The organism is Flexivirga aerilata, from assembly GCF_013002715.1.
Lineage (GTDB): Bacteria > Actinomycetota > Actinomycetes > Actinomycetales > Dermatophilaceae > Flexivirga > Flexivirga aerilata.
Genome location: NZ_JABENB010000001.1, coordinates 1,475,266 through 1,484,350, shown reverse-complemented (window position 1 = coordinate 1,484,350; position 9,085 = coordinate 1,475,266). Strand labels below are relative to the sequence as shown.

The 9,085-nt window shown below is 67.3% G+C and carries 18 protein-coding genes; all 18 read right to left on the bottom strand.

Annotation, left to right across the window (positions count from 1 at the left end; genetic code table 11):
- Window positions 1–62 precede the first annotated feature (62 nt).
- Window positions 63–437, bottom strand: a complete 375-nt coding sequence (rplR, locus tag HJ588_RS07065) for a 50S ribosomal protein L18 (RefSeq protein ID WP_171153434.1) — start codon at window positions 435–437, stop codon at window positions 63–65.
- A 3-nt stretch (window positions 438–440) separates the two neighbouring features.
- Window positions 441–980, bottom strand: coding sequence for a 50S ribosomal protein L6 (rplF, locus tag HJ588_RS07060; RefSeq protein ID WP_171153432.1), 540 nt, complete (start codon window positions 978–980; stop codon window positions 441–443).
- Between the two features lie 26 nt (window positions 981–1,006).
- Complete coding sequence (gene rpsH / locus HJ588_RS07055; protein WP_171153430.1) at window positions 1,007–1,405, bottom strand: 30S ribosomal protein S8; 399 nt, start codon at window positions 1,403–1,405, stop codon at window positions 1,007–1,009.
- Between the two features lie 138 nt (window positions 1,406–1,543).
- Window positions 1,544–1,729 (bottom strand): type Z 30S ribosomal protein S14, encoded by a 186-nt coding sequence (locus tag HJ588_RS07050; RefSeq protein WP_171153428.1) that lies wholly within the window; start codon window positions 1,727–1,729, stop codon window positions 1,544–1,546.
- Between the two features lie 2 nt (window positions 1,730–1,731).
- Window positions 1,732–2,301: a 50S ribosomal protein L5 gene (rplE, locus tag HJ588_RS07045; protein ID WP_171153426.1), complete on the bottom strand. Its 570-nt coding sequence runs from the start codon at window positions 2,299–2,301 to the stop codon at window positions 1,732–1,734.
- Window positions 2,302–2,304: 3 nt separating this feature from the next.
- Entirely contained in the window at window positions 2,305–2,655 is a 351-nt protein-coding gene (gene rplX, locus HJ588_RS07040) for a 50S ribosomal protein L24 (RefSeq protein WP_212755322.1), read from the bottom strand.
- 3 nt (window positions 2,656–2,658) lie between these two features.
- Window positions 2,659–3,027 carry a 50S ribosomal protein L14 gene (gene rplN, locus HJ588_RS07035; RefSeq protein ID WP_171153424.1) on the bottom strand — a complete coding sequence of 123 codons (369 nt, stop codon included), beginning with the start codon at window positions 3,025–3,027 and terminating at the stop codon, window positions 2,659–2,661.
- Window positions 3,028–3,138: 111 nt separating this feature from the next.
- On the bottom strand, window positions 3,139–3,450 hold the full coding sequence (gene rpsQ / locus HJ588_RS07030) for a 30S ribosomal protein S17 (protein WP_171153422.1): 312 nt from the start codon (window positions 3,448–3,450) through the stop codon (window positions 3,139–3,141).
- Window positions 3,447–3,689, bottom strand: coding sequence for a 50S ribosomal protein L29 (gene rpmC, locus HJ588_RS07025; RefSeq protein ID WP_171153420.1), 243 nt, complete (start codon window positions 3,687–3,689; stop codon window positions 3,447–3,449). The genes rpsQ and rpmC overlap by 4 nt, the downstream gene beginning before the upstream one ends.
- A complete protein-coding gene (rplP, locus tag HJ588_RS07020; protein WP_171153418.1) occupies window positions 3,689–4,108 on the bottom strand; it encodes a 50S ribosomal protein L16 in 420 nt (139 codons plus the stop codon). The genes rpmC and rplP overlap by 1 nt, the downstream gene beginning before the upstream one ends.
- On the bottom strand, window positions 4,108–4,968 hold the full coding sequence (rpsC, locus tag HJ588_RS07015) for a 30S ribosomal protein S3 (protein WP_171153415.1): 861 nt from the start codon (window positions 4,966–4,968) through the stop codon (window positions 4,108–4,110). Before rpsC ends, rplP begins: the two co-directional genes overlap by 1 nt.
- Window position 4,969: 1 nt before the next feature.
- On the bottom strand, window positions 4,970–5,374 hold the full coding sequence (gene rplV, locus HJ588_RS07010) for a 50S ribosomal protein L22 (protein ID WP_171153412.1): 405 nt from the start codon (window positions 5,372–5,374) through the stop codon (window positions 4,970–4,972).
- 1 nt (window position 5,375) lies between these two features.
- Window positions 5,376–5,657 (bottom strand): 30S ribosomal protein S19, encoded by a 282-nt coding sequence (gene rpsS, locus HJ588_RS07005; RefSeq protein ID WP_171153410.1) that lies wholly within the window; start codon window positions 5,655–5,657, stop codon window positions 5,376–5,378.
- Window positions 5,658–5,660: 3 nt separating this feature from the next.
- Window positions 5,661–6,497: a 50S ribosomal protein L2 gene (gene rplB, locus HJ588_RS07000; protein WP_171153408.1), complete on the bottom strand. Its 837-nt coding sequence runs from the start codon at window positions 6,495–6,497 to the stop codon at window positions 5,661–5,663.
- Between the two features lie 45 nt (window positions 6,498–6,542).
- Window positions 6,543–6,842: a 50S ribosomal protein L23 gene (gene rplW, locus HJ588_RS06995; RefSeq protein ID WP_171153405.1), complete on the bottom strand. Its 300-nt coding sequence runs from the start codon at window positions 6,840–6,842 to the stop codon at window positions 6,543–6,545.
- A gap of 8 nt (window positions 6,843–6,850) precedes the next feature.
- The gene (gene rplD, locus HJ588_RS06990) at window positions 6,851–7,798 is read right to left on the bottom strand and encodes a 50S ribosomal protein L4, sunset domain variant (RefSeq protein ID WP_171155481.1); all 948 of its coding nucleotides are present in this window, start codon (window positions 7,796–7,798) and stop codon (window positions 6,851–6,853) included.
- Window positions 7,795–8,466, bottom strand: coding sequence for a 50S ribosomal protein L3 (rplC, locus tag HJ588_RS06985; RefSeq protein WP_171153402.1), 672 nt, complete (start codon window positions 8,464–8,466; stop codon window positions 7,795–7,797). The genes rplD and rplC overlap by 4 nt, the downstream gene beginning before the upstream one ends.
- Before the next feature lie 23 nt (window positions 8,467–8,489).
- The gene (gene rpsJ, locus HJ588_RS06980) at window positions 8,490–8,798 is read right to left on the bottom strand and encodes a 30S ribosomal protein S10 (RefSeq protein WP_006946210.1); all 309 of its coding nucleotides are present in this window, start codon (window positions 8,796–8,798) and stop codon (window positions 8,490–8,492) included.
- Between the last annotated feature and the right edge of the window lie 287 nt (window positions 8,799–9,085).

Sequence of the window (9,085 nt, the reverse complement as noted above, 5' to 3'; positions counted from 1 at the left end):
GCGGCGGGGTCCCCGCGAAGTACCGAGCGGAGCCTGCGGAGCGAGGACTTCGTGGGGTGCGTTCACAGCGTCAGCCCACCTTCGCGGGCGCCGTCGGCGATCGCGGACACGCGACCGGCGTACTTGTTGCCGCCCCGGTCGAACACGACCGAGTCGACACCGGCCTCCTTGGCGCGAGCCGCGACCAGCTCGCCGACACGGCGGGCCTTGGCGGTCTTGTCGCCGTCGAAGGAACGCAGGTCGGCCTCCATGGTCGACGCCGACGCGACGGTCTTGCCGACGGTGTCGTCGACGACCTGCACGAAGACGTGCCGCGAGGAGCGGGTCACGACCAGGCGGGGACGCTCGGCGGTGCCGGCGACCCGCTTGCGCAGACGCAGGTGGCGACGCGAGCGTGCGGCGGCCTTGCTCGTGGAGCGCTTCACAATCTTTGCCATGGCTTACTTACCAGCCTTTCCGACCTTGCGGCGGATGTGCTCGCCTTCGTAGCGAACACCCTTCGCCTTGTACGGGTCGGGCTTGCGCAGCTTGCGGATGTTGGCGGCGACCTCACCGACCTGCTGCTTGTCGACACCGGTCACCGAGAAGTGGGTCTGGTTCTCGACGGCGAAGGTGATGCCCTCGGGAGCCTTGACCAGGATCGGGTGGCTGTAGCCGAGCGCGAACTCCAGGTCCGCACCCTTGGCGACCACGCGGTAACCCGTGCCGTGGATCTCCAGCTTCTTGGTGAAGCCGTCGGTCACGCCGACGACCATGTTGTTGATGAGGCTGCGGGTCAGCCCGTGGCGGGCCCGCGACTCACGCTCGTCGTTGGGGCGCGACACGTTGATCGCACCGTCCTCGCCCTTGGCCACGGTGATCGGGGCGGGCACGGTCAGCTCCAGCTGACCCTTCGGGCCCTTGACCGCGACGGCCTGGCCGTCGATGGTCACCTCGACACCACTGGGCACCGGAACGGGAAGACGTCCGATACGCGACATCTCGTTAACTCCTTATCTGTTCCGGGTCACCAGACGTAGGCGAGGACTTCCCCGCCGACGCCCTTGGTCGCGGCCTGCTTGTCAGTGAGCAGGCCCGACGAGGTGGACAGGATGGCAACGCCGAGGCCACCGAGCACCTTGGGCAGGTTGGTGGACTTGGCGTAGACCCGCAGACCGGGCTTGCTCACGCGGCGGACGCCGGCGATGGAGCGCTCCCGGTTGGGGCCGTACTTCAGGTCGATGGTGAGCGTCTTGTCGACGCCCTCGCCCTCGACGCGGAAGCCGGAGATGTAACCCTCCGCCTGGAGGATCTCGGCGATGTGCGCCTTGAGCTTGCTGTGCGGCATGGTCGCCGAGTCGTGGTGCGCCGAGTTGGCGTTCCGGACGCGGGTCAGCATGTCCGCGATCGGGTCGGTCATCGTCATGTTGGGCTCTTGCCCTTCTCACCGTGGTTTCTGGTCACGTCCGTGGCCGGACCTTCGGTGTAGTTCTTACGTGGATCGGGTGTTCGTATGCCGGTCAGGCGGCGGTATGACGGGGGCGTGCTCCCGTCATACCGGGCCTCACCAGCTGGACTTGGTGACGCCGGGCAGCTCGCCGCGGTGCGCCATCTCGCGCAGGCAGATCCGGCACAGGCCGAACTTGCGGTAGACCGAGTGCGGGCGGCCGCACCGCTGGCAGCGGGTGTAGGCGCGGACCTCGAACTTCGGCTTCTTGTTGGCCTTGTTGACCAGGGCCTTCTTCGCCATGCTCAGTTCTCCTTAAAAGGGAAGCCGAGTTGCTTCAACAGGGCCCGGCCTTCGTCGTCGTTGCTCGCAGTGGTGACGACCGTGATGTCCATGCCGCGGACCCGGTCGATCTTGTCCTGGTCGATCTCGTAGAACACCGACTGCTCGGTCAGACCGAAGGTGTAGTTGCCGTTGCCGTCGAACTGCTTGGGCGACAGGCCGCGGAAGTCGCGGATGCGCGGCAGCGCGATCGACACCAGGCGGTCGAGGAACTCCCACATGCGGTCGCCGCGCAGCGTGGTGTGCGCGCCGATCGGCATGCCCTCACGCAGCTTGAACTGCGCGATCGACTTGCGGGCCTTGGTGACCGCCGGCTTCTGGCCGGTGATCGCCGCGAGGTCCTTGATCGCGCCGTCGATCAGCTTGGAGTCACGGGCGGCGTCGCCGACACCCATGTTCACGACGACCTTGGTCACCGTCGGCACCTGCATGACGTTGGCGAAGTTGAACTCGCTCTGCAGGTTGTTCTTGATCTCGTCCTGGTAGCGCGCCTTGAGACGGGGCGCCACCTTCTCGTTCGTGGTCGCGGTCATCTCTTACAGGTCCTTTCCGGACCGCACCGAAACCCGGGTGCGGACGGTCTTGGTGCGGCCGTCACGCTCCACCTGCTCCTCGCGGATGCGGATGCGGGTCGGCTTCTTGGACTCGGGGTCGACGACCATCACGTTGCTCACGTGGATCGGCGCCTCGGTGACCTCGATGCCACCAGCGCCACCACCGGGCTGACCGGCCTTGACGTGCTTGGTGATCCGGTTGACGCCCTCGACCAGCACACGCTGACGCTCGGGGTCGACCGAGATGACCTTGCCCTGCAGGCCCTTGTCCTTACCGGAGATGACCTGCACGAGGTCGTTCTTCTTGATCTTCATCTTCGGCTTGCCTGCCATGGCTTACAGCACCTCCGGGGCGAGCGAGATGATCTTCATGAATCGCTTGTCACGCAGCTCGCGGCCCACCGGGCCGAAGATGCGCGTGCCGCGCGGGTCACCGTCGCTCTTGAGGATGACCGCGGCGTTCTCGTCGAACTTGATGTAGCTGCCGTCCGGACGGCGGCGCTCCTTGCGGGTGCGCACGACAACGGCCTTCACGACATCGCCCTTCTTGACGTTTCCGCCCGGGATGGCGTCCTTGACGGTCGCCACGATGGTGTCACCGATGCCGGCGTAGCGACGTCCCGAGCCACCGAGCACGCGGATGCACAAGATCTCCTTGGCACCGGTGTTGTCGGCGACGCGCAGTCGCGACTCCTGCTGGATCACGTTTCTTCTCCTGTCTCATCGGTTCTTGCCGCCCTCGGGCGCGCAAGCCTGATGGAACTTCTTCTTCGGTGGTTCGTATGACGGGAGCCGGGGCCCCCGCCATACGGACGATTACTTGGCCTTCTCGAGAATCTCGACGACGCGCCAGCGCTTCTGCGCCGACAGCGGCCGGGTCTCCATGAGCAGCACGCGGTCGCCGACGCCGCAGGTGTTCTGCTCGTCGTGCGCCTTCACGCGGGCGGTCTTGCGCTGCACCTTGCCGTAGAGGGCGTGCTTCACGCGGTCCTCGACCTCGACAACGACGGTCTTGTCCATCTTGTCGCTGACGACGTAACCACGGCGGGTCTTGCGGTAGTTGCGCTCGCCGTCGGTCTTGCCGGCACGTTCCTCGGTCACTGCCTGTCCCTTGCTCTCTTCGCTCATGCTTCGGCCTTCTCCTGCACGCGGCCGATGCCGAGCTCACGCTCACGCAGCTCGGTGTAGATGCGGGCGATGTCCTTGCGGACCGCACGCAGCCGGGAGTTGTTCTCCAGCTGGCCGGTGGCCGACTGGAAACGCAGGTTGAACAGCTCCTGCTTGGCCTCGCCCAGCTTGGCCGACAGAGCCTCGTCGTCGAGCTCACGCAGCTTGGCCGGCGTCAGGTCTGCAGATCCCACTGCCATCAGAGGTCACCACCTTCACGCGCGACGAAGCGGCACTTCATCGGCAGCTTGTGCATCGCAAGGCGCAGCGCCTCGCGAGCAACTTCTTCGGACACACCGGACAGCTCGAACATGACGCGGCCCGGCTTGACGTTGGCGACCCACCACTCGGGCGAACCCTTACCGGAACCCATGCGGGTCTCGGCCGGCTTCTTGGTGAGCGGACGGTCCGGGTAGATGTTGATCCAGACCTTTCCGCCACGCTTGATGTAGCGGGTCATGGCGATACGAGCGGACTCGATCTGCCGGTTGGTGACGTATGCCGGCTCCAGCGCCTGGATGCCGTAGTCACCGAACGAGACGGCGGTGCCGCCCTTGGCAGCGCCACCACGCTTGGGGTGGTGCTGCTTGCGGTGCTTCACACGACGGGGAATCAACATCAGGCTTCAGCTCCTCCGGTGGTCGCCTCGGCGGGAGCCTGCGCGGCGCCCTCGACGACTGCGTCCTCGGCGACCGGCGCCTCGAGCGGGGCGTCGGTGCTGCGCTGGGCAGCACCGCCGTCGCGACGGCCACGCGCGCCACCGCGCTCGCCACGGCGGTCGTCACGACGACCACGGGCGGGGCGGCTCGGTGCGACGGCCTGCTCGCGCGCCAGCTCCTTGGCGGTGAGGTCACCCTTGTAGATCCAGACCTTCACGCCGATGCGGCCGAAGGTGGTGCGGGCCTCGTAGAAGCCGTAGTCGATGTTCGCGCGGAGGGTGTGCAGCGGCACGCGGCCCTCGCGGTAGAACTCGGTGCGGCTCATCTCGGCGCCGTTCAGACGACCCGAGACCATGACCCGGATGCCCTTGGCACCGGCGCGCTCGGCAGTCTGCATGCCCTTGCGCATGGCGCGACGGAAGTTCACACGCGCCGACAGCTGCTCGGCGATGCCCTGGGCGACCAGCTGCGCATCGGTCTCGGGGTTCTTGACCTCGAGGATGTTCAGCTGCACCTGCTTGCCGGTGAGCTTCTCCAGCGCACCACGCAGGCGGTCGGCCTCGGCGCCGCGGCGACCGATGACGATGCCCGGGCGGGCGGTGTGGATGTCGACGCGCACGCGGTCACGGGTGCGCTCGATCTCGACCTTGCTGATGCCGGCGCGCTCCATGCCGGTCGACATCAGCTTGCGGATCGCGACGTCTTCCTTGACATAGTCGCGGTAACGCTGACCCGGCTTCGGCGAGTCGGCGAACCAACGGCTCTTGTGGTCCGTCGTGATGCCGAGACGGAAACCGTTCGGGTTGACCTTCTGACCCATATCAGGCCCGTCCTTCCTGGTTCTTGGCCTCGGGCTGGGCGACGTGCAACGTGATGTGGCTGGTGCGCTTGAGGATGCGGCTCGCGCGACCCTGCGCACGAGGCCGGAACCGCTTCATCGTGGGACCCTCGTCGACATACGCCTCGTCGATCACGAGGAGGCGCTCGTCGAAGGCCACCGACTGCGCGTCGGCCTTCTGGCGAGCGTTGGCGATGGCGCTGTTCAGCACCTTCAGCACCGGCTCGCTCGCGCTCTGCGGCGCGAAGGTGAGGATGTTGATCGCGTCCTGGGCGTTCTTGCCACGCACCAGGTCGACCACGCGGCGGGCCTTCATCGGCGTCACGCGGACGAACCGGGCCTGCGCCTTGGCAGCGACCGTCGGGTTGGTGTTCTCAGTCCTGGACATGTCAGCGACGCCGTCCCTTCCGGTCGTCCTTCTCGTGACCCTTGAAGGTCCGGGTCGGCGCGAACTCGCCCAGCTTGTGGCCGACCATCGACTCGGTCACGAAGACCGGGACGTGCTTGCGGCCGTCGTGCACGGCCAGCGTGTGGCCGAGCATGTCGGGCGTGATCATCGACCGGCGGGACCAGGTCTTGATGACGTTCTTGGTGCCGGCTTCGTTCTGGGCTTCCACCTTCTTGGCGAGGTGGTCGTCGACGAAGGGGCCCTTCTTCAGTGAACGGGGCATCTCTTACCGCTTCTTTCCAGTACGACGGCGACGCACGATGAGCTTGTCGCTCTCCTTCTTCGGGCGACGGGTGCGGCCCTCGGCCTGACCCCACGGGCTGACCGGGTGGCGACCACCGGAGGTCTTGCCCTCACCACCACCGTGCGGGTGGTCCACCGGGTTCATCGCGACACCGCGGACGGTCGGGCGCTTGCCCTTCCACCGCATACGGCCGGCCTTACCCCAGTTGATGTTGCTCTGCTCGGCGTTGCCCACCTCGCCGATCGTCGCGCGGCAGCGGACGTCGACGTTGCGGATCTCGCCGGACGGCATACGCAGCTGGGCGTAGGGACCGTCCTTGGCGACGAGCTGCACGCGCGCACCGGCCGAGCGGGCGATCTTCGCACCGCCACCGGGCCGCAGCTCGATGCAGTGGATGACCGTACCGGTCGGGATGTTGCGCAGCGGCAGGTTGTTGCCGGGCTTGATGTCGGCGGACGCGCCGTTCTCGACCGTGTCGCCCTGCTTCAGCCGGGTCGGCGCGATGATGTAGCGCTTCTCACCGTCTGCGTAGTGCAGCAGCGCGATGCGGGCGGTGCGGTTGGGGTCGTACTCGATGTGCGCGACCTTGGCCGGGATGCCGTCCTTGTCGAGGCGACGGAAGTCGATGACCCGGTAGGCGCGCTTGTGCCCGCCACCGATGTGCCGGGTCGTGATGCGACCCGAGGAGTTACGACCACCGGTCTTCGGCAGGGGACGCACCAGCGACTTCTCGGGCGTCGAGCGGGTGACCTCGGCGAAGTCGGCCACGCTCGAGCCACGACGCCCTGGCGTCGTCGGCTTGTACTTGCGGATAGCCATGAGTGAAAGTCCTTGTCAGTCTTCTTTATTCGGGCGGTTCGACGGTCAGCTCTGCGAGCCGAAGATGTCGATCGCGCCTTCCTTGAGCGAGACAATGGCGCGCTTGGTGTCCTTGCGCTTGCCGGTGCCGAAGCGGGTGCGTCGGGTCTTGCCCTGCCGGTTCAGCGTGTGGACCGAGTCGACCTTGACGTCGAAGATCTCCTCGACGGCGATCTTGATCTCGGTCTTGTTCGCCCGCGGGTCGACCAGGAAGGTGTACTTCCCCTCGTCCAGCAGTGCGTAGGACTTCTCCGAGACGACCGGCGCGATCAGGATGTCGCGGGGGTTCTTGCCCAGTTGCGTCATAACCGAAATCACTTGTCCTTCTCGGTCTGCTGCGCTGCGGCGCCACCGGCCGGGGCGAACCCGGCGGCCGCGGCGGCCTCAGCGGTCTTGAACCACACCTCGGCGACCGTGGCGTCATACCAACGGGAGCCGGGGACGTGGTACTTCATCGAGTCCTTGTTGCCCTTGACCGCGAACACGGCCGGGTCGGGCGACGCGCCGTCGGCCAGCGGAGCGGCCGAGTCGGCACCGAAGCCGCCGTCGGCGACCTCGGCGGTCGCGGCCGGAGCCGGCGCCTCGGTGGCCTTCGCCGGCGCAGCGGCCGGGGCGGCCTGCTCGGCACCCGAGGTGCGCGCGAGGAAGCCCTCGAGCGCGGGCTGGGTGAAGACCAGGTCGTCGGCGCAGAGCACGTCGTAGGTGTTCAGCTGGTCGGCGAACAGGATGTGCACGTCGGCCAGGTTGCGCACCGACAGCAGCGCGTTCTCCTCGCCGCGGGCCAGCACGACCAGCAGGTTCTTGCGCTCGGTGAGGCCACCGAGCAGCGCGGCCGCGGCCTTGGTCGACGGCTTCTCACCCTCGACCACGGTCGACAGCACGTGGATGCGGCCGTGGCGCGCCCGGTCCGAGAGGGCACCGCGCAGGGCGGCGGCCTTCATCTTCTTCGGGGTGCGCTGGGCATAGTCGCGCGGCTTCGGGCCGTGGACGGTGCCACCGCCGGCAAACTGCGGCGCACGGGTCGAACCCTGGCGGGCGCGGCCGGTGCCCTTCTGGCGGTAGGGCTTCTTGCCACCGCCGCGGACCTCGCCGCGGGTCTTGGTGGAGTGGGTGCCCTGGCGCGCAGCCGCGAGCTGCGCCACCACGACCTGGTGGATCAGCGGCACGTTGGTCTGCACGTCGAAGATCTCGGCCGGCAGCTCGACGGTGCCCGCCTTCGCGCCGTCGGGCGCGACGATGTCAACGGTCGTCATCTGGCTCAGGCCTCCTTGACGAAGTCGGCCGACTTGGCTGCTGATTTCACCAGGACGATGCCGCCGCGGGGGCCGGGGACGGCACCCTTGATCAGCAGCAGGCCCTTGTCGGCGTCGACCGCGTGGATGGTCAGGTTCTGGGTGGTCTGGCGCTCGCCGCCCATGCGGCCCGCCATACGCATGCCCTTGAAGACACGGCCCGGGGTGGCGCAGCCACCGATCGAACCGGGCTTGCGGTGGTTGCGGTGCGCACCGTGCGAGGAGCTGACGCCCTTGAAGCCGTGACGCTTCATGACGCCCGCGAAGCCCTTGCCCTTGGTGGTGCCGACCGCGTCGATGCGCTGTCCGGGCTCGAAGGTCTCGACGGTGACCTCTTGGCCGAGTTCGTACTCGCCGGCGTCCGCGGTGCGGATCTCGGCGAGGTGGCGGCGCGGGGTCACGCCGGCCTTCTCGAAGTGGCCGGTCATCGGCTTGTTGACCTTGCGGGGGTCGATCGCGCCGTAGCCGATCTGCACCGCGTGGTAGCCCTCGCCCTCACCGCGGACCGCGGTCACGACGCAGGGGCCGGCCTGCACCACGGTGACGGGCACGAGGCGGCCTGCCTCGTCCCACACCTGGGTCATGCCGAGCTTCTCGCCCAGGACGCCCTTGACGGAGCGCTCAGTTGTGTGTGTCACTGCGAGTCATTCCTTCCCGGGCGTCAGAGCTTGATCTCGATGTTGACGTCCGCCGGCAGGTCGAGACGCATGAGCGAGTCGACAGCCTTCGGCGTCGGGTCAACGATGTCGATCAGCCGCTTGTGGGTGCGCATCTCGAAGTGCTCGCGGCTGTCCTTGTACTTGTGCGGTGAACGGATGACGCAGAAAACGTTCTTCTCCGTCGGCAGCGGCACCGGGCCGACAACCGTTGCACCGGCACGAGTCACCGTGTCGACAATCTTGCGCGCCGAGCTGTCGATGACCTCGTGGTCATACGACTTCAGTCGGATGCGGATCTTTTGTCCCGCCATTCGCCCGTGTCTCTCTCTCGCCGTACTTCAGTTACTACTAGGTCTGGTTTGCCGTGATTCCAACGATCCGAACCGACCCCCGCGCTCGGGTGTGTCGGGTGTGCTCCGCAGCACGACGCCGACATATCTGGCGTGGTTGGCCGGGCGATACCGCATGGTTTCGCGCCTGCAGCTTGCGCTTCCCGACCTCATCCGACCCTCGGCACCAGGGCCGGATCGACATGCTTTCGGGGCGGCAGCTCCGCCGCGCGCCGGCCTCGAAACCTTCCGAGTCATCGGCACACGCG

Coding starts and splice junctions, on each gene's coding strand:
- rplW (WP_171153405.1), bottom strand. CDS start 6,842: ATGACGCAACTGGGCAAGAACCCCCGCGACATCCTGATCGCGCCGGTC.
- rpsH (WP_171153430.1), bottom strand. CDS start 1,405: ATGACGATGACCGACCCGATCGCGGACATGCTGACCCGCGTCCGGAAC.
- rpsS (WP_171153410.1), bottom strand. CDS start 5,657: ATGCCCCGTTCACTGAAGAAGGGCCCCTTCGTCGACGACCACCTCGCC.
- rplV (WP_171153412.1), bottom strand. CDS start 5,374: ATGTCCAGGACTGAGAACACCAACCCGACGGTCGCTGCCAAGGCGCAG.
- rpsQ (WP_171153422.1), bottom strand. CDS start 3,450: ATGAGCGAAGAGAGCAAGGGACAGGCAGTGACCGAGGAACGTGCCGGC.
- rplR (WP_171153434.1), bottom strand. CDS start 437: ATGGCAAAGATTGTGAAGCGCTCCACGAGCAAGGCCGCCGCACGCTCG.
- rpsJ (WP_006946210.1), bottom strand. CDS start 8,798: ATGGCGGGACAAAAGATCCGCATCCGACTGAAGTCGTATGACCACGAG.
- rpsC (WP_171153415.1), bottom strand. CDS start 4,968: ATGGGTCAGAAGGTCAACCCGAACGGTTTCCGTCTCGGCATCACGACG.
- rplP (WP_171153418.1), bottom strand. CDS start 4,108: ATGTTGATTCCCCGTCGTGTGAAGCACCGCAAGCAGCACCACCCCAAG.
- rplE (WP_171153426.1), bottom strand. CDS start 2,301: ATGACCGCGACCACGAACGAGAAGGTGGCGCCCCGTCTCAAGGCGCGC.
- rplX (WP_212755322.1), bottom strand. CDS start 2,655: ATGGCAGGCAAGCCGAAGATGAAGATCAAGAAGAACGACCTCGTGCAG.
- HJ588_RS07050 (WP_171153428.1), bottom strand. CDS start 1,729: ATGGCGAAGAAGGCCCTGGTCAACAAGGCCAACAAGAAGCCGAAGTTC.
- rplB (WP_171153408.1), bottom strand. CDS start 6,497: ATGGCTATCCGCAAGTACAAGCCGACGACGCCAGGGCGTCGTGGCTCG.
- rplF (WP_171153432.1), bottom strand. CDS start 980: ATGTCGCGTATCGGACGTCTTCCCGTTCCGGTGCCCAGTGGTGTCGAG.
- rpmC (WP_171153420.1), bottom strand. CDS start 3,689: ATGGCAGTGGGATCTGCAGACCTGACGCCGGCCAAGCTGCGTGAGCTC.